General features: G+C 43.2%; 15 protein-coding genes. 3 read left to right on the forward strand and 12 right to left on the reverse strand.

Going from position 1 to position 18,954, the window contains the following annotated elements; all coding sequences use genetic code 11:
• Positions 1–59 precede the first annotated feature (59 nt).
• The 8 genes from JMX93_RS06040 to JMX93_RS06075 all read right to left on the reverse strand — a co-directional run bounded on the left by JMX93_RS06040 (position 60) and on the right by JMX93_RS06075 (position 12,880).
• Positions 60–1,715: a BCCT family transporter gene (locus JMX93_RS06040; protein ID WP_443510657.1), complete on the reverse strand. Its 1,656-nt coding sequence runs from the start codon at positions 1,713–1,715 to the stop codon at positions 60–62.
• A 237-nt stretch (positions 1,716–1,952) separates the two neighbouring features.
• Positions 1,953–3,605 carry a BCCT family transporter gene (locus tag JMX93_RS06045; protein ID WP_443214451.1) on the reverse strand — a complete coding sequence of 551 codons (1,653 nt, stop codon included), beginning with the start codon at positions 3,603–3,605 and terminating at the stop codon, positions 1,953–1,955.
• Positions 3,606–3,771: 166 nt separating this feature from the next.
• Positions 3,772–5,025, reverse strand: coding sequence for a PQQ-dependent sugar dehydrogenase (locus tag JMX93_RS06050; protein ID WP_499204178.1), 1,254 nt, complete (start codon positions 5,023–5,025; stop codon positions 3,772–3,774).
• Between the two features lie 175 nt (positions 5,026–5,200).
• The gene (clpB, locus tag JMX93_RS06055; protein ID WP_499204179.1) at positions 5,201–7,798 is read right to left on the reverse strand and encodes an ATP-dependent chaperone ClpB; all 2,598 of its coding nucleotides are present in this window, start codon (positions 7,796–7,798) and stop codon (positions 5,201–5,203) included.
• A gap of 434 nt (positions 7,799–8,232) precedes the next feature.
• Complete coding sequence (locus JMX93_RS06060) at positions 8,233–8,823, reverse strand: L,D-transpeptidase family protein (RefSeq protein ID WP_499204180.1); 591 nt, start codon at positions 8,821–8,823, stop codon at positions 8,233–8,235.
• A gap of 106 nt (positions 8,824–8,929) precedes the next feature.
• Positions 8,930–9,721, reverse strand: a complete 792-nt coding sequence (locus JMX93_RS06065; RefSeq protein WP_499204181.1) for an SDR family NAD(P)-dependent oxidoreductase — start codon at positions 9,719–9,721, stop codon at positions 8,930–8,932.
• Positions 9,722–9,812: 91 nt separating this feature from the next.
• Entirely contained in the window at positions 9,813–11,534 is a 1,722-nt protein-coding gene (locus JMX93_RS06070; RefSeq protein WP_499204182.1) for an AMP-binding protein, read from the reverse strand.
• Positions 11,535–11,749: 215 nt separating this feature from the next.
• Complete coding sequence (locus tag JMX93_RS06075) at positions 11,750–12,880, reverse strand: DNA topoisomerase IB (RefSeq protein WP_499204183.1); 1,131 nt, start codon at positions 12,878–12,880, stop codon at positions 11,750–11,752.
• A gap of 177 nt (positions 12,881–13,057) precedes the next feature.
• Here JMX93_RS06075 and JMX93_RS06080 point away from each other — a divergent pair, with 177 nt between their 5' ends.
• On the forward strand, positions 13,058–13,510 hold the full coding sequence (locus JMX93_RS06080) for a GNAT family N-acetyltransferase (protein WP_499204184.1): 453 nt from the start codon (positions 13,058–13,060) through the stop codon (positions 13,508–13,510).
• Positions 13,511–13,617: 107 nt separating this feature from the next.
• Here JMX93_RS06080 and ppnP read toward each other — a convergent pair whose 3' ends face one another.
• From ppnP to JMX93_RS06095, 3 genes are all read right to left on the reverse strand, one after another.
• Positions 13,618–13,902: a pyrimidine/purine nucleoside phosphorylase gene (gene ppnP / locus JMX93_RS06085; RefSeq protein WP_499204185.1), complete on the reverse strand. Its 285-nt coding sequence runs from the start codon at positions 13,900–13,902 to the stop codon at positions 13,618–13,620.
• Between the two features lie 61 nt (positions 13,903–13,963).
• A protein-coding gene (gene prfB, locus JMX93_RS06090; protein WP_193008945.1) for a peptide chain release factor 2 occupies positions 13,964–15,059 on the reverse strand; the annotation gives its coding sequence in 2 pieces (ribosomal slippage) (positions 13,964–14,986 and positions 14,988–15,059; 1,095 coding nt in all).
• Between the two features lie 116 nt (positions 15,060–15,175).
• Positions 15,176–15,877, reverse strand: a complete 702-nt coding sequence (locus JMX93_RS06095; RefSeq protein ID WP_499204186.1) for an HAD family hydrolase — start codon at positions 15,875–15,877, stop codon at positions 15,176–15,178.
• 266 nt (positions 15,878–16,143) lie between these two features.
• Here JMX93_RS06095 and JMX93_RS06100 point away from each other — a divergent pair, with 266 nt between their 5' ends.
• A complete protein-coding gene (locus JMX93_RS06100; protein WP_193011212.1) occupies positions 16,144–16,593 on the forward strand; it encodes a hypothetical protein in 450 nt (149 codons plus the stop codon).
• 93 nt (positions 16,594–16,686) lie between these two features.
• On the opposite strand, the gene JMX93_RS06105 is transcribed toward JMX93_RS06100, so the two are convergent.
• Positions 16,687–17,223 (reverse strand): gamma carbonic anhydrase family protein, encoded by a 537-nt coding sequence (locus tag JMX93_RS06105; RefSeq protein WP_193011213.1) that lies wholly within the window; start codon positions 17,221–17,223, stop codon positions 16,687–16,689.
• A gap of 428 nt (positions 17,224–17,651) precedes the next feature.
• On the opposite strand from JMX93_RS06105, the gene carA reads away from it, so the two are divergent.
• A complete protein-coding gene (carA, locus tag JMX93_RS06110) occupies positions 17,652–18,884 on the forward strand; it encodes a glutamine-hydrolyzing carbamoyl-phosphate synthase small subunit (protein ID WP_499204187.1) in 1,233 nt (410 codons plus the stop codon).
• Positions 18,885–18,954: the final 70 nt, after the last annotated feature.

Genomic DNA, 18,954 nt, shown 5'->3' on the forward strand with positions numbered 1-18,954 from the left:
AAAAGCACCCGCTTAATCGTAAGCGAGTGCTTCTTTATCATCTTTTAGATCAATAAAATCTAACCTTCAGATTTTTCAATATCAGGTGGGCCTGTCAGCAAATTTTCATCACGAAACTCATTGGCTGAATTATGCTCTGCTGACTCTTCGGTGACAAACCATTGCTGGTTACGATACAGTATCAAACGGTCTCGGCTCAAGCCACGTAGTAATGAGTACATCATAACAACTATCACAATCGCAAAAGGAAAACCTGACACAATTGAAGCTGCTTGTAGCGCACTCAAGCCACCTGCTGCTAATAATACGGCTGCAATGACACCCTCTGTACCTGCCCAAAAAAGACGCTGTATTTTAGGTGGATTAGCATCCCCACCTGATGTCAACATATCGATGACAAAACTGGCCGAATCAGATGACGTGACAAACCAAAGCACAATCATCACAACGATAAGCAAGTTCACAGCCGATGTCAGCGGATAAGACTCCATGAGCTTAAAGATGGCGCTACCTGTATCCGCCTTAACAGCTTCTATCAAGCCAGGGCTAATGAGGTTGGGATCAGCAGCTGCCATTAATTCCATATTAACTGCTGAACCACCGAAAGCGGTAAACCATAAGAACAAGATAGTGATAGGGATTAATAACACCCCTAAGATAAACTCACGAATAGTCCGACCACGAGAGATGCGAGCGACGAAGACACCAACGAACGGTGACCAGCTTATCCACCATGCCCAATAGAAAATCGTCCATGACGCCTGCCAGTTTTCTTGACCATCATAAGACTCTGTCCAAAGACCCAATGGCACAATTTGATGTAAATAATTGCCAATGTTTTCTACAAAGCTATTAAAGATAAACTGGGTCGGCCCTAAGATAATTACAAAACTGAGCAATATCACAGTAAATAATATATTGGTATCACTTAAGCGCTTAATCCCTTTATCTAGTCCCATGAATAGAGACAGAGCTGCCAACATAGTGATTAAGGCAATCAAAATAATTTGCACTGTAATATTATTGGGTATACCAAATAACGTCTCAAGACCTGAGTTAATTTGCAATACCCCAAGACCTAAAGTGGTCACTACCCCAAACATCGTACCAAATACCGCCAGTGTATCTACCGTATGACCCCAACCACCATAGATTTTTTTACCTAATATAGGATATAGTGTCGAACGGATGGCCAAGGGTAAACCCACTCGGTAGTGGAAATAAGCCAATGACAACGCGACCATGCCATAGAGCGCCCACACATGTAAGCCATAGTGGAGGAACGAGATATTCATCGCTTGCTTAGCGGCAGCCACTGTTTCAGCTTCTCCTAACGGCGGCGCCATAAAATGATACAAGGGTTCAGCCGTACCCCAATAAAGCAGCCCAATACCGATACCAGCTGAAAATAGCATACCGATCCAAGATACTAGATTGTATTCTGGTTTCTCATTTTGATGACCAAGCCTGATATCGCCATAACGGCTAAATATCATGTAAATACTCATCACCAACGTTAAGTTGACCACTACAATAAAGAACCAGCCAAAGCGTAAAGACACGAATGCTTTTGCCTGACCAAATACCAGTTCAGCCTGCTCATTAAAAAAAGCACCAAAAATGATAAACACAAGAATTAATAGGGCTGAAGTTAAAAACACAGGTTTACTTACCCGTGGAAAAGGGCCTAATCGGCCAACTTTTACATGATCCATTTAGTCGTCTCAATTTTTGAAGGGGCTCACCTTACCAAGATACTACACAACTATCAAATCGAATCAGACACTTTATAACCTTGCTATTGGTCAACAAATAAAAAAATCCTAAGATAACGATGCATCTTAGGATTTTAAATAACAATTACTATATTGTACTTTTACGTAAAACCAATACAAGCTAACTGCATGATTAGTCTCATAAAAAACAGCTCTAAAACAGACATATAAAGCTTTTTAATCACCTTTCACAATTTTAGGTGGACCTTTCAACAAGTGCTCATCTGCGAACTCATTGGCTGAGTTATGATCTGCTGATTCTTCAGTAATAAAGTGCTGCTGAGCTCGATACAGTATCAATCGATCTCGGCTCAAGCCACGAAGTAGTGCATACATCATCGCAAATACCACCAAAGCAAAGGGCAATCCTGCTACGATAGCTGCTGCTTGTAGCGCACTTAATCCACCTGCTGCAAGCAAAATTGCTGCAATGATACCCTCGGTAGTTGCCCAAAATAAACGCTGGATTTTGGGTGGATTGGTATCACCACCTGCGGTCAACATATCAATCACAAAGCTTGCTGAATCTGATGACGTCACAAACCAAAGTACAATCATAATGACGATCATCAACGTGACTGGTTGAGCCAAAGGGTAAGATTCAATCAATTTAAAAATCGCACTACCAAAATCTGCTTGCACCGCTTCTATCAAACCCGGACTGACGAGAGCTGGATCAATAGCAGCCAGCAGCTCCATATGAACAGCAACGCCACCAAAGGTTGTAAACCAAAAGAACAAGATCATCATAGGAATGAGTAGCACGCCAAGCACAAACTCTCTAATTGTACGTCCACGGCTAATACGAGCAATGAATACACCAACAAATGGTGCCCAGCTTACCCACCATGCCCAATAAAATATCGTCCATGCTGACTGCCAATTTTCTTGACCTTCATAAGACTCACCCCATAGACCTAGAGGTACAACCACCGAAAGATAGTTGCCGATATTTTCTAGAAAGCTATCAAAGATAAAAAGTGTCGGACCTAAAATAACCATAAAGCCGAGCAAGATGGTCGTCAGTCCGATATTAATATCGCTCAAGCGCTTAATGCCTTTGTCTAACCCCATCATAACGGAGATAGCGGCTAAAATAGTCACAAAAACAATCAGCGCTATCTGTATCGTTAGATTATTAGGAATACCAAACAATCGCTCAAGCCCTGAATTAATCTGCATAACCCCAAGACCAAGCGACGTTACCACACCGAACATCGTACCAAATACTGCTAGGATATCGACAGCATGTCCCCACGGACCATAGATTTTTTTGCCCAATATAGGATAAAGCGTTGAGCGAATCGACAATGGCAGCCCACGGCGAAAGTGAAAATAAGCCAAAGACAATGCCACAATAGCGTACAGTGCCCATGCATGCAGACCCCAATGCAAGAAGGTAATGTTCATCGCTTGCTTAGCGGCAGCGATAGTTTCAGCCTCACCAAGGGGCGGTGCCATAAAATGATATAAAGGTTCTGCCGTACCCCAATAGACGAGTCCAATACCGATACCAGCAGAGAACAACATACCAATCCATGAGAACAGACTATACTGTGGCGTCTCAGTTTGCGCGCCCAAGCGAATATCGCCATAACGGCTCATCGCAAGATAAATACAAAGCAATAATGCTAAATTTACTAAAATAATAAATAACCAACCGAATTTATTGGTAATAAAACTTTGTAAAAAGCTAAATAATGCACCGGCGGTTTCAGTAAAAAATGCACCAAAAATGATAAATCCAACGATAAGTAGCGCTGAAATAATAAACACAGGTTTACTTACCCGTGGAAAAGGGCCTAACCTGCCAACTTTTACATGATCCATTTGTTTGTTAGCCTTAGTTTTTTAGGAGGGTCACCTTAACAAGATACCCTCCAACTATCAAATCTAAATAACTATCTACCATTTCATTATTGATAGAAATAGAGCAAAACTATTTGATGGCCCAACCTACAATAGTGCAAAAGTTTAGAAAATTAGAGAGCAATGACTACTGCGGTATCAGTTGTAATAATCCACTATTATTGCCATCTTCTAGTAGCCAAACTTGTCCATCTACATTTAACACACTACGAATACGCTCGCCCATATCATAACGATAGCGCTCAGTCGCGTTGTTATTTTCATTAAGGTCCACCACTATCAGCGCTTTTGATGATAGACCACTGATCAACACCTTCCCTTGCCACGCTGGGAAATCATTATATTTTCCAGCGTTATATATACTTATCGATGAGGGTGATATAACAGGTGTCCAGCTAATCTTGGGAGCAGAAAAATCAGGGTGCGTATCGTGATCGGGAATATCCGTCCCTGTATAATTACGCCCATTCGAGACGATTGGCCAGCCATAATTATTACCTTTTTCAATGAGATTGAATTCATCACCGCCCCGTGGTCCCATCTCGTGCGCCCAAAGCCTACCTTTCTCATCGAACGCCATACCCAATACATTGCGATGACCGATTGTCCAAAATTGCGCGGCTATGTCATTACTATTATCTGCAAAAGGATTGTCTGCTGGCACTGAGCCATCAGGATTCAACCTAATAATTTTTCCCAAATTGACGCTCATATCCTGTGCTGGCGTTTTTTCTTGGCGCTCGCCTGAACTGATATATAAATATTTTCCGTCAGGTGAAAAAAGCAAGCGATGACTATAATGCCCCTGCCCTTTTACTTTCGGTGTTTGCTCCCAAATGGGCATAGTATCTTGCAAACTTGGCGTGGCTGTATCCATTCCTATCAATGTAGCTTTGATAACTTTAGCACCAAAATTATTACTATCAGTACCATCACCTGCTTCAACGTAGCTGATATATACTTGATTAGACGTGACAAAATCTGGTGCAAGGATAATATCGCCAAGACCGCCTTGCCCACCATAAGCCACTTTCGGTATACCAGTAATGGTTGTCTTAGCACCTGTTGCCATATCAACAATGAATAACTCGCCTGTCTTTTGGGTAACAAGCAATTTTGATGACTTATTATTAACGGTAGGTAATGCTGTCATTGCCCAAGGCTCATCAAAAGTGGCAATCTTCTTGGTTACAAATTCAGGTTTTTCGGCACTTGCTAGCGATTCGTTAGCAGAGGCTTGCCCTTCTTTATAATCTGTCAGATCTTCATGGGTATTGATTGCAGTTTGATTGGAGCAAGCAGGAGCACTAAACAGCAGTGCTGTGATAATTATCGGTAACATTAATGGCGCGCTTAGGTGCTGCGTACTGATGATCGTCATTTTATCGTCTCCGTGAGTGTTGACATCTGATTCTTGATGCTTAGTTTATTTATAACATAGTCAAAGTTCTTAAACCGTAAATAATAATAGCGCACAAAAAAAACCCTTACCTGCCTGTATAAACAATAGGCAAGTAAGGGATTGATTTTAAACCACGGTTATTTAGCGTTGGATATTAGCTCATTCTAAGTTTCTCAAAAACCAACTCATCATCTGCGCTAACATCGACTTTGATGATATCGCCAGCGACAAAATCACCTGCTAACAGTTTCAATGACAATGGGTTTTCGATCTCTTGCTGGATAGCACGTTTTAGTGGACGCGCACCATACACAGGATCGTAACCAACTGCCACCAGCTTGTTCATCGCATCGGCTGATAGCTCGATATCCAACTCACGCTCATGCAAGCGCTGACGTAAGCGATCCAACTGAATCGAAGCAATACCTGCCATCTGTGACATACCAAGCGGATGGAATACCACAATCTCGTCAATACGGTTGACGAACTCTGGGCGGAAATGCTGCCCAACCGACTCCATCACCTCAGCTTTGATCTCCTCGTAGCTTTCGCCGACCATCTCTTGGATTTTATGCGAACCCAAGTTGCTGGTCATAATGATGACCGTGTTTTTGAAGTCCACCACGCGACCCTGTGAATCCGTTAAGCGACCATCATCCAATACTTGTAGCAAGATATTGAACACATCAGGGTGTGCTTTTTCAACTTCATCAAACAAAATCACACTATAAGGCTTACGGCGTACAGCCTCAGTTAATGCGCCACCTTCTTCGTAGCCAACATAACCTGGAGGCGCGCCGACCAAACGGCTGACACTGTGCTTCTCCATATATTCACTCATGTCGATACGAACAATCGCATCTTCAGAGTCGAATAGGAAATTCGCCAGTGATTTAGTCAGCTCAGTCTTACCGACACCCGTTGGTCCTAAGAATAAAAACGAACCTGAAGGACGATTCGGATCAGACAAACCAGCACGGCTACGGCGTACAGCATTGGCTACCGCTTCAACTGCCTCATCTTGACCGATAACACGCTCATGGAGTTTTTCTTCCATCGCTAGCATCTTATCGCGCTCGCCTTGCATCATTTTACTCACTGGAATACCAGTCGCTGCGGCAACGACTTCGGCAATTTCATTATCTGTGACTTTATTGCGCAGTAGTTTTACACCACTGCCTTCGCCTATCTGCTCTTTTTGTTCCGCCAAGTCAGACTCAGTAATGCGACGCTCTAGCTGCGGAATCGTCTCATACTGCAGCTTACTCATGGTCTCATAGTCGCCTTCACGACTGGCTTTGTCATAAGCGATACGCGCTTTATCCAGCTCGTCTTTTAGCTGCTGACTGCCTTTGACCAACGCTTTTTCTGCTTGCCAAATCTCATTGAGATCTGCGTACTCTTTTTCCAATTCTTCAATTTGTGCATCAAGCACTTTACGCTCTGCTTGTGCGCCAGTATCTTCTTCATTTTTGAGCACTTCACGCTGCATTTTTAACTGAATCAAGCGACTATCAAGCTTACCCAGTGATTCAGGTTTGCTGTCCATTTCCATACGCAAACGACTTGCTGCTTCATCAATTAAGTCAATCGCTTTATCTGGCAGCTTGCGATCGGTAATATAACGATGGCTCATCCGTGCAGCAGCAATAATCGCGCTGTCTTGGATATCAACCCCATGATGCAGCTCATAACGCTCTTTTAGACCACGCAAAATCGCAATGGTATCCTCGACCGTTGGCTCGTCGACCAACACCTTTTGGAAACGACGTTCAAGCGCCGCATCTTTTTCGATATACTGGCGATACTCATCCAATGTCGTGGCACCGACACAGTGTAGCTCACCACGTGCTAGCGCTGGTTTTAGCATATTACCGGCATCCATCGCACCATCGGCTTTACCAGCACCTACCAAAGTATGCAACTCATCGATAAATAGAATGACATTGCCTTCTTGCTTTGATAAGTCACTGAGTACCGCTTTGAGTCGCTCTTCAAACTCACCACGGAATTTTGCGCCCGCAATCAATGAGCCTAGATCTAACGATAACACTTCTTTGCGGCGTAGTCCCTCTGGTACATCACCATTGATGATTTTTTGTGCCAAACCTTCAATAATAGCCGTTTTACCAACACCAGGCTCGCCAATAAGTACAGGGTTATTTTTGGTACGACGTGACAGCACTTGAATGGTACGACGAATCTCTTCATCGCGACCAATCACAGGGTCAAGCTTACCAAGTTCCGCCTGTTCAGTTAAGTTAATCGTATATTTATTCAGCGCATCACGCTGATCTTCAGCATTTTGATTATTCACGGTTTCATTACCACGCAATTGTTCAATCACTGTTTTTAGTTTGCTCGCTGTTACGCCAGCACTCTCAAATATCTTTTTGGTCTCGCCTTGTTCAGCGAGTGCCAACATCACCCATTCAGTCGCGATAAAATCATCGCCTTCTTTTTGTGCTTGACGATCTGCCAAGTTCAAAATTTTAACCGAATTCGGGTTTAAATTAACGTCACCTGTTGGCTCACTAATCGTTGCTTGATTGTCGAGCGCCTTTGCCACGCCATTTTTTAGCGCAGGAATAGACGCGCCTGCCTGTTGGCAAATAGATAGATTAGACTCGTCTTGTAGCAATACTGCAAGCAGATGCACAGGGTCAATACCTGTATGGTCACGTCCTAATGCTAAGCTCTGTGCTTCTTGAATGGCAGATTGCAGCTTCTGGGTAAATTTTTCGAACCTCATAATTGTGTCCTTTTATAATTAGTATTTTCAGTCAGTTGATACAACATAAAATGATAAAAGAGCGACGTTTAAAACATCACGTTTATCATCAACTTTACCACGTATCAATCACCATTATTTGTTATCTATATAAGGTATAACGTACAAGATTTCAACCCACTTATTAAAGTTGTCAATCACTATTTATGACTTATTAGTAAATACCAAAAAAAACAGTAAGATTGCAGAGGTACAAAAACCTTACCAATACCAATGATATCATCATAAACTATCAATAGGCATGTTAAGAGGATATTTCAAGAAAATAAATAAAAAACAATAAAAGTAAGGACTTAATAATAATATAAGATAAGTAATAGTTGGGTATAGAAGATGTTGTAATACAGTTCTATCGCTAGATAATTTACTATATGATAGCCAAATTGGCTTAAAACTCACTCTACGATTTCTATCGATGTACCAACCTTAACTGCCCCCATAATCTCATCCATCTCACTATCAGTGACCGCAATGCAGCCATCAGTCCAGTCACGTTGTTGGTTCATCCACGCTAGATGCCCAAAGCCATTCATCTGCCCGTGAATCATAATATCGCCACCAGGATTGATGCCACGTGATCGCGCCCGAGCTTTATCCGCAGCATTGGGATAGCTGATATGTATAGAGCGATGGGCAATAGAGTTCTCATTCTTATAATCTAAGGTATACACACCAACAGGTGTGCGCTCATCGCCTTGTTGCTGTTTATGACCAACCGGACTATCCCCTAGCGCAATATGATAAGATTTAACCACTTTATCACCACTTAATAGCTGCAAAATACGATCGGATTTATCGACAAAAACTTTATCGATAACCACCGTACTAGAAATAGGCTGACCTTTATTACCTGTAATCTTCGCATCTGAAGAGGTGGTTTTGACATACTCTATTGCACTGGTGCTCATAATGGTAGCTAGCCCCAATCCTATCGCGACAAACAAACGATGCGGCTTTTTGCTAAAATTTAGAGAAAAAAATGACATAGGCTTTGATAACTCCGTTTGGCGTTCAAGAATGAAATGACAACATCACACGCTATTAACTTATCAAAGCACCATGCCAGCTTTTGTGAAAATTTAATGGATAACATTACACCATACGAATCGCGCCATCTAAACGAATGACTTCTCCATTGAGATAAGCATTATCAATGATGTGCATGACCAACTTGGCAAACTCATTAGGATTGCCCAGACGCTTAGGATAAGGTACGCCCGCCTCTAGTTGCTCGCGCGCTTTTTCAGGAATAGTCTCCATCATCGGCGTGGCAAATACCCCAGGCGCTATCGTCATGACGCGAATACCATGACGTGCCAGCTCACGCGCTAGTGGTAAGGTCAGACCGACAACCCCCGCTTTAGACGACGAATAGCTTGCCTGCCCTACTTGCCCATCAAACGCAGCAATAGAAGCAGTATTAATAATGACGCCGTTATCAGCGTTTTTTCCTGCTCCGCTGTCTGCGTTATTGGTATTCGCTACACGCTTCGCAATACTGGCTGCGACCAAACGTGCCACATTAAAAGAACCGACAAGATTAATATTAACGCCTCGACTAAAGGCATCAAGATCCGCTGGGTTGTTATCACGGTCGAGCAGCTTTTGCACAACAGCAATACCCGCGCAATTAATAGACCCTTGCAAACCGCCAAATTCTTTTTCAGCCGTATCAACAGCCGCTTGCACTTCATCACCACTGGTGACATCGCAACGTGTAAAGCGAACGTTATCGCCTAGTTCAGCCACCAACGCTTGACCAGCTGATTCATTCAGATCTGCGATGACAACTTTACCGCCTTGATTCACGATAGCCCGAACCACTGCCTCTCCCAAACCTGATGCACCGCCTGTGACCAAAAAGCTCTGTTGTTCAATTTGCATAATTATTCCTTTCATTAATATTTTTACTGTTATTTTTATCAGTTATCGATTTTTTATCTTAACCTGACGATATGAGTGCGTTGCTTTTTATCTATGCCGCAGACAAACTGCGTAGCAAAAAGCGCTGAATTTTACCACTTGGAGTCTTCGGCAATGCTGCCACAAACTCAACCTCACGTGGATAAGCGTGAGTCGATAGACGTTTGCGTACGAGCTCTTGAATCTCCTTGGCAATCTCATCCGTTCCTTCGATACCGTCTTTTAGCACTACATAAGACTTAATGGTATGACCGCGCACCTCATCTGGCACACCGACAGCAGCAGACTCTGCGACTGCCTCATGCTCAAGCACCGTGTTTTCGACATCGGTAGGGCCAACGCGGTAACCTGCCGTAATAATGATGTCATCATCACGGCCTGAGAACCAATAGCTGCCATCACTGTGACGCTCAACCACGTCGCCTGTTAAATAATAGTCATCCGCGAAGGCGTCTTTTTCGTTCCAGCTATAACCGCGGAAATAAAACGCTGGCGATTGACTGACCACTACGGCAAGCTGCCCTTGCTCGCCATCAGGTAAGATGTTCATGTCATCATCTAACACCACCAATGTGTGCCCTGGTAGCGCCATGCCCATCGAGCCAACCGGACATTTATGTGCTAACGCATGGTGCTCACAGCAAGTCATTCCCGTCTCGGTCTGCCCATACTGATCACAAACTTTACAGTTTAAATAGGTTTCAACCCAGTTGACCACTTCGGTATTTAAGGTTTCACCTGCTGAATTGGCACAGCGTAGGGATAATTTAGTGTCAGTGTCTGATTTTTCAAACACGCCACTCGATTTCATCATACGAAATGCCGTCGGTGAGGACGCTAAATTGGTAATCTTATGACGTACCATAAAGTCGCGGGTATTGGCAGCGTCAAAGCCAGCTTCGTTAAAATAGGTGGTGACACCTAATAATAAAGGCCCAGTAATCGCGTAATACAATCCATACGCCCAGCCAGGATCAGCCATGTTCCAGTAGTTATCATCCGCTCGCAAGTCAATCGCATAGCGCATATAGAGATAAAACGCTGAGAGCGCGCTTAATGGCACACTAACGCCTTTTGATTTACCCACTGTACCTGAGGTAAACATTTGCAGAAAGGGTGCATCGGTATCTAATAAAACCGCGTCTACTGTTTGCGGCTGCGTCGCCATCATCTTGGCATAATTATCATCGCCCCAACTGTTTTCACTATCAGCTTGCGCGTCATTCTCGCTGCCAACCATGACCATTTTGGTCTGCTGAGCCAAGTCTTCAAATTTTCCACGATTTTCTTGATTGGTAAAAACCACTTTGGTATTGGCTTTGTCCATCCGATACTTAATCGAATCATAGCCAAAGGCAGTAAATAACGGTTGATAAACCGCGCCAATCCGCCAAGTCGCTAATACAATGGTGAGCAGCTCAGGGGTGCGAGGTAGCATGGTCGCCACTTGGTCGCCAATTTTTACGCCATAAGACAGCAATAAATTGGCGACTTGCGCGCTTGCCTTATCAAGCTCAGCAAAAGTCATGCTCGTCATATTGCCCGCTGTATCTTCATGTACTAGCGCCAGGTTATCGCCACGACCGTCACGCACATGGCGACCACAGCACGCCATATAAGCGTTTAAACGATCATCTAAATGCTTACCAAATATCTCAGTTAATAGCGCATTCATATCAAAGTTATGATAGTAATCGCTGTAGCTCATTGGCGGCTGTGCAGGATGGTTTGAAGATGTATTTACAAATGATGGGTCTGAAGAAGAGGTGTTCATAAGCTAATCCTTTAGCAATATCAGGTAACTGGCGAAATAAGAGATTTATCAGCAGAAAAACAGTCATATCCTAGCAACTGTTTATTCTTCTTGTTCGCACATATTAATGTACATATACTCTATTAGTAACGCATTTTAATATTTATTTCAATACATAACGTATCATTTTTATAATCCGATCACAAAATTCTTAATGGCATTTTATGTTCAAGGACTCAGCAGCCCCTTAAAAATCCTAGCAGCGCTTTTTCTTCACAGCTTTGATACTGTTTAGTACGCCCCCGGCGCGCTTGCTTATAAGGCTCAAAGAACTGTCCCGCCAAAAAGCGCTCTATAATCACTGGATTGATATAAGACGATCGGCAGACAGCAGGGGTATTGCCCAGCTCTGCTGCCACACTTTTTACCATGTTAGTGACCAGTTGCTGGCGCTCATCGCTATTGGGATCACTGGCTAATATTGCTTTGCCCTGAGCGCTCTGTAACTCATCGTGCAAGTAACTGGCAGCAAGGACACTGGCCATCCAAGTACGAAAGTCCTTTGCGCTATATAAATTACCGCTATACATCTCACTGTCACGACCATGACCGCAAGTATGCGTGCGTAGATAGTCATTGATATCGCTACTGTCGACGACTTGCTTATGACCATCGTCATCTAAATATTTAAAAATCTGATAACCAGGTAGCTCAGAACATGCCTGCACAATCTCAATCAAACGCTCATCTTGCAATTCAATATGATGCTCTTTGGCACTTTTACCGACAAAATCAAACGCCAGTCCGTTATCGGTTTCGCTCACGTGCTTACTGCGTAAAGTACTCAAACCATAGCTTTTATTAAGTTTCGCATAGCGGCTGTTACCGATACGAATTAAGGTCGTTTCTAATAACTTGACCACTGCCGATAAGACATTGTCACGCGATAATGATTTAGCCTTTAAGTCTTTTTCGACTTGCAAGCGTAAATTCGGCAATGCTCTGGCAAAACCTATCATGGCATCGAACTTGGCTTGGTCACGTACGCGATCCCACTCAGGGTGATATAAATACTGTTTACGCGCTTTGTCATCGCGCCCCGTCGATTGCAAGTGCCCTTTATCATCTTGGCATATCCAAACCTCTGACCACATCGGCGGTATCACTAGCGCATCAAAACGCTGACGCAAGGCTTTGTCTTTGATCGTTTTGCCTGCGGTATCTTTATAAGTAAAACCACGCCCCCAACGCCTGCGCGTAAACCCAAGCTCATCATCACTGACATAGCGCAGATTAGCAAGACGAGCGAGTTTTTCATAATCATGGCGTATGTCATGCGTGGTGGTTTGGTCATCTAACGTCGCCATAATACATACTCGATTGATAAAATAGTCGTTTTAGCATAATGAATTGCGATTGTTTTTGCTGTTTATTTGCCACGAGCAAAGTGTAATCGATGTGTAAAAAAATACTCTTTGAAGGGTTCTAAATAATGAGCTTTTGAGGCATAGTTTAGAACTACTCACGACTTAAGTTTATAAAAAATGAACCATTCACCTGTGGAAATAAAGCCACTAGCTCTCGCCGATTACGATCTTTGGTTACACTTATGGCAAGATTATCTAAAATTTTATGAGACCAGTTTGCCATCAAGTACCATCCAAAACACGTGGCACAGTTTGCTCGATAGCGATGTACCGATTTATGGTTTTGGTGCTTGGCAGGACGATAAGTTGGTAGGTATCACACATGTGGTGCTGCATCCCAATACGTGGAATACCACTGAGTGTTGTTACTTAGAGGATTTATACGTCAATGAACAGGTGCGCGGACAAGGCGTAGGACGGGCACTTATTGAGCAGGTCTATGCCTTTGCCAACGACAAAGACTGCAACCGTGTGTATTGGACGACGCAAGAGGGAAACACCGCGGCACGCAAACTCTATGACGCGATCGCCACTCAAACAGACATGGTGCAATATCGTAAAAATCTATAACTTTACTAAATATTATACGACTGAAACTTACCTAAAAATGCAACCATAAAAAAACGCCAAGCGTTAAACACTTGGCGTTAATCTGTTGCCTATTAATCTAAAAATAATTATTTACCGTACAGGCACAAATAAGCAGTCTCTACTGCCACTTTTACTTGAAACTTCTGATTGGCTTCAACGGTAAACTGTTCGCCCGCATTAAAGGTTTGCCATTCATCACTCTCTGGTAGCTTGACCGTCAATGCACCGCTGACCACACTCATAGTTTCAAATTCGCTGGTGCCAAACTCGTATTCACCAATCTCCATCACACCGACAGTAGCTGGCTTGGTCGCCGTTTGGAAAGCAATAGAAGTAACTTTGTTATCAAAATAACTATTAACGCTTGGCATAATTTTCCTTAATTAAGTGTTGGTTGATATTTTAAATTTCTTTAGAGTAGTCTTTTTAGCCTTACAGTCCCGCTTTTAGGCTCGCTTCGATAAATTGATCGAGGTCGCCATCGAGTACCGCACCAGTGTTAAAAGTTTCAACGCCAGTACGCAAGTCTTTGATACGTGAATCATCAAGCACATAAGAGCGAATTTGACTGCCCCAGCCCACATCAGACTTACCATCCTCGACCGCTTGCTGAGATTCCATGCGTTTTTGCATCTCAAGCTCATAAAGCTTGGCACGCAACATTTTCATCGCCGTCGCCTTATTACCATGCTGGCTACGCTCGTTCTGACAAGTGACCACTACCCCACTTGGCTCGTGGGTAATACGTACAGCAGAATCGGTCGTGTTCACATGCTGACCGCCTGCGCCCGATGAGCGATAGGTATCGATACGCAAATCCGCAGGATTGATATCAATCTCGATATTATCATCAATTTCAGGCGACACAAAAACGGCAGCAAATGAGGTATGACGACCGTTATTGCTGTCAAATGGCGATTTACGGACTAAGCGATGCACGCCGATTTCGGTACGTAACCAACCAAAAGCATAATCCCCTTTAATCTCAATCGTTGCTGATTTAATACCAGCCACGCTACCAGAAGACACCTCAATGACCTCAACTTTAAAGCCATGCGATTCCGCCCAGCGTGTATACATACGCAAGAGCATCTCCGCCCAATCCTGCGCTTCGGTGCCGCCACTACCCGACTGGATATCCAAGTAGCAGTTATTAGGATCCATTTCTCCACTAAACATGCGACGGAACTCTAAATCCGCAACGCGTTTCTCCGCATTGTCGAGCTCTGCTTGCACATCTGCCAGCAAGGATTCATCCTCTGCTTCTACTGCCAGCTCCAGCATAGCAGACGCATCTTCTAATGTCGTCTCAAGTGATACCACGACATCAATGACGCCATCAAGCTGGCTTTTTTCTTTATTGATCTTAGTCGCACGCTCTGGATCATTCCATAGCTCGGGATTCTCTAGTTCCAAATTGACTTCTTCTAAGCGTTCTTGCTTACCATCGAAGTCAAAGATACCTCCGCAAGTCCTGCCCACGCTCTGATAAATCTTTGATTCGTTCTTGATACGGATTGATTTCCATAAAGTTTCCTGTCTTTTTAAATAAATATCTCACTGATATGGCGCTATTTTAAATGAGATTGACGATAAATAGTTGGCTAATTATGACTGGCTTTATATTAAATAATGTTAAACAGCCTAAATCGACCAATCCTCTACTGCCCAGCGATGCGCTAAAGCATGCGCATGCAGCGCCTCATCAGGAGATATACAAATAGCCACATCTGCCCACTCCAGCAATGGAATGTCATTTTTGGAATCTGAATACGCATAAGTTTTATCAAAAGTCGTGCCTGCTGATTGCTGCTTATCTAGCCATTTATTCAGATGGTAAATTTTACCTTCTTTAAAGTTTGGCTTGTCGGTAAGTTTGCCCGTATAGCGCTCATTTTTTATCTCAAGCGGTGTCGATAGCACATTGGCACCTTCGACACCAAAACGCTTGGCGATAGCCGAAACCACAAAATCATTGGTCGCAGAAATAATCACCACCTCATGACCTTTTTCAACATGCTGACAGAGCACTTCCATCGCTTTTGGGCGTATGTGCGGCTCAATTTCACTTTTAATATAGTCTTCTCGTAGCTCATGCAATCTATCCATCGGCAAGCTACTTAAAAATTGCGCCACAAATTCATTATATTCTGTCGCATCAAGCGTACCTTCGATATAGTCTTGGTAAAACTTTTGATTGGCCGTGCGATATTGCGCTTCATCGACGAGTTCGTGTTTGACGATATATTCGCCCCATAAATAGTCGCTATCGACGTCGAGCAAAGTATGATCTAAATCAAAAAGTGCCAGCTCTTTTGGAGAAATTTGTGCTTGTGTTGCCTGCATAATGAGACCTTACTGTTATTTGTTGGAAAATAGAAATACAAATCGTTTTTAATAACCGTCGCTTTGGAGACAAATAATGGTATGAAAAAAATTTCTTAATAATTTTTCGTGAATGCTACTGTTCACCAAACAAAATTATGGTAGCTTTATTTATATAACTTGTGATTAGGGCATGTCCCCAATCTGAACGAAAACGCCTAAATGGGCTAAAAATGGTGATACGCCCTAGTTGTTTTGCTTACTTCATAATAAAAATAGAGAATCCCATGGAAGCGCCTGATGTCAAAACTGTCGTGCCAAATAAGACGCGTCGCCCTGCCCGTTCAATCAAAGAAATCAGACAACGTCAGCTGGGTAAAAGCTATCAATCACCTTTGGACCGTATACTGTATGCGTTCTTAAATGGTTTGATGTATGGTGCTGGCGGTTTACTGATTGATCTTGCTATTGTGGTTATTCGCTCAATAGCTGGTATAGGTAATGGCGACGTTTTTTGGTTATTCACCCCGTTTATGTTGGTCGTGGGCGCAATCATGGGTTTTATCGTTGGTAAAAATGCTGGTGCTGAGAGCGTCAATGCTCTCAACATCAACGAAACAACCAATCATAACGCTTACCTTAATGACTACTCTATACGCCATGATATTTTTCGCGGACTGATTATTGGTATTATCATTTTTGCCATTATTTGGCTGGTCATGATGCTGATGGCATAAAGAGTCTCTATGTAAGGCGCGTTTGCATCATTTGCATAAACATAGAGAATAGTTCAATATCAGACAGTTCACTTATGTTTTATAAACTTGTTCTCAATCAGGCATCGCTACTTCTGTTAAGCCTGTTTTAAATTTTTGACAACGTTCCGCATAGTGTAGCGCCGACAGTTTTAACATTGCTGCTTGCTCATCCGTTAAGGTTTTGACCACCTTGGCAGGTGCGCCCATGACGAGTGAATTGTCTGGAATCACTTTGCCTTCTGTGACAAGTGCTTTGGCACCAACGATACAATTTTTACCAATTTTGGCATTATTTAATACCACCGCACCAATACCAATCAAGCTATTATCACCGACTTCGCAGCCGTGCAGCATCGCTAAATGACCAATAGTGACATAGTTGCCGATTTTGACCTCAATGCCTGCATCAGTATGAATAACGCTGTTTTCTTGCACATTGCTATAATCGCCGATGTAAATGCGCTCATTGTCACCGCGAATCACCGAACCGAACCACACGTTAGCCTGATGACCCAAATAGACATCGCCTATCACTCGTGCTGAGTCTGCGACCCAACCATTAAAAGGTACCGCGAATTCGGGCACCTTGTCTAAATATTGATAAATCATAACAGCTCCTTGTTATATACATAATCGTAATGGAACAGGTTAATCATGAAAATTAGTCATGAAAACCAGATATCTCGATTTGCTGTCCATTGTGGCAAAGCCAAAAGAGAAAATCCAGCGCTATTAACGGCTAATGATTAAAGGCATACCTTCAATCTAAAAATCGGCTGGCTATCTGTGGGTATATTGTATATAATGCGCAAAATCTGTGCCTAAGCGAGCGGACATGATGCAAGTTACCTATTCACTATCTAGTGGGTTTTGTAGTTTCCATCAATAATGTCTTCTCGCTTTTTTGTGGAAAAATTTTGGGTTTTGGTGTTTTTTAGTATTCGTCAATAGCAATTTTTGCGATATAAAAAACCATTTCTAACCTAAAATTTAATCATGAAAATCATGGCACTCACCAATAACAGCGGAGGCAACCCTTGAATTCATCGGCAGAAATACAAGCAATTTTGGCACTAGCAGACGGTACAATTTTTCGCGGTGTGAGTATCGGCAGTCTCGGTCATCGTGTCGGTGAGGTGGTGTTTAATACAGCCATGACAGGGTACCAAGAAATTCTAACGGACCCAAGTTATGCGCGTCAGCTGGTCACCCTTACCTATCCGCACATTGGCAATACTGGTACCAACGCTGAAGATACCGAGTCTGGTAATGGTCATCAGGTATGGGCAGACGGTCTTATCATCCGTGATGCGACGATGGTCACCTCAAACTTCCGTAACTCAGAATCGCTCGCAGACTATCTACAGCATAATGATACCGTCGCTATCGCTGAAATTGACACGCGTCAATTAACTCGTCTATTACGAGATAAAGGCGCTCAGAACGGTTGTATCATGACAGCATCAAATGGCGAGACCATCAGCACTGACGATGAGCAAAAAGCGATTGAGCTAGCACAAGGGTTTGCAGGCCTAGAAGGCATGGATCTAGCAAAAGAATGCTGCACAACAGAGCGCTTTGAGTGGACAGCGGGCACATGGGATTTATCAGATACCCTACTCAACCGTGATATCCCTGGTAGTCATGATAGCGGTACTGGCGGCTTCTTTAAACAACTAGGTACTCATATCGACTCTAAATACAATGTCGTCGCTTATGACTTCGGTAGCAAAACCAACATCCTACGTATGCTGGTTGATCGCGGCTGTCATGTAACCGTCGTTCCAGCACAAACGCCAATCGCAGATGTGCTAGCGATGAACCCAGATGGTATCTTTTTATCAAACGGTCCTGGCGACCCTGCAGCCTGTGACTATGCTATCGATGCCGTACGTCATATCATTGAAAAAACTGACGTGCCAACCTTTGGCATCTGCTTAGGTCATCAGCTGATTGGTCTAGCTAGCGGTGCAAACACCATCAAAATGAAAACGGGTCATCACGGTGCCAACCATCCGGTACAGGATTTGGCGACTGGTACAGTTATGATTACCAGTCAAAATCATGGTTTTGCGGTTGATGAAGACACGCTGCCTGACAACGTTAAATCTACCCATCGCTCATTATTTGACGGTACCAACCAAGGTATTGAGCTGACCAACAAGCCAGTATTCAGCTTCCAAGGTCACCCAGAAGCCAGCCCAGGTCCACATGATGCTGCGCCACTGTTTGATAAGTTTGCAGATATGATGGCAGCCGCTAAAGCTTAATGCATCAAAATTGGTAATGAATAATAAATATCAAGCTTGAATCACTGATGGTGGTTCAAGTTGAATCGAC

Origin of the sequence: Psychrobacter muriicola 2pS, from assembly GCF_904846535.1 — a bacterium.
Taxonomy (GTDB): Bacteria; Pseudomonadota; Gammaproteobacteria; order Pseudomonadales; family Moraxellaceae; genus Psychrobacter; species Psychrobacter aquimaris.

What these genes read in the sequence shown, in the direction of transcription:
- JMX93_RS06045 (WP_443214451.1), bottom strand. Translation starts at nt 3,605, where the DNA reads ATGGATCATGTAAAAGTTGGCAGGTTAGGCCCTTTTCCACGGGTAAGT.
- JMX93_RS06040 (WP_443510657.1), bottom strand. Translation starts at nt 1,715, where the DNA reads ATGGATCATGTAAAAGTTGGCCGATTAGGCCCTTTTCCACGGGTAAGT.
- JMX93_RS06100 (WP_193011212.1), top strand. Translation starts at nt 16,144, where the DNA reads ATGGAAGCGCCTGATGTCAAAACTGTCGTGCCAAATAAGACGCGTCGC.
- JMX93_RS06050 (WP_499204178.1), bottom strand. Translation starts at nt 5,025, where the DNA reads ATGACGATCATCAGTACGCAGCACCTAAGCGCGCCATTAATGTTACCG.
- ppnP (WP_499204185.1), bottom strand. Translation starts at nt 13,902, where the DNA reads ATGCCAAGCGTTAATAGTTATTTTGATAACAAAGTTACTTCTATTGCT.
- clpB (WP_499204179.1), bottom strand. Translation starts at nt 7,798, where the DNA reads ATGAGGTTCGAAAAATTTACCCAGAAGCTGCAATCTGCCATTCAAGAA.
- JMX93_RS06105 (WP_193011213.1), bottom strand. Translation starts at nt 17,223, where the DNA reads ATGATTTATCAATATTTAGACAAGGTGCCCGAATTCGCGGTACCTTTT.
- JMX93_RS06075 (WP_499204183.1), bottom strand. Translation starts at nt 12,880, where the DNA reads ATGGCGACGTTAGATGACCAAACCACCACGCATGACATACGCCATGAT.
- JMX93_RS06060 (WP_499204180.1), bottom strand. Translation starts at nt 8,823, where the DNA reads ATGTCATTTTTTTCTCTAAATTTTAGCAAAAAGCCGCATCGTTTGTTT.
- JMX93_RS06065 (WP_499204181.1), bottom strand. Translation starts at nt 9,721, where the DNA reads ATGCAAATTGAACAACAGAGCTTTTTGGTCACAGGCGGTGCATCAGGT.
- JMX93_RS06070 (WP_499204182.1), bottom strand. Translation starts at nt 11,534, where the DNA reads ATGAACACCTCTTCTTCAGACCCATCATTTGTAAATACATCTTCAAAC.
- JMX93_RS06095 (WP_499204186.1), bottom strand. Translation starts at nt 15,877, where the DNA reads ATGCAGGCAACACAAGCACAAATTTCTCCAAAAGAGCTGGCACTTTTT.
- JMX93_RS06080 (WP_499204184.1), top strand. Translation starts at nt 13,058, where the DNA reads ATGAACCATTCACCTGTGGAAATAAAGCCACTAGCTCTCGCCGATTAC.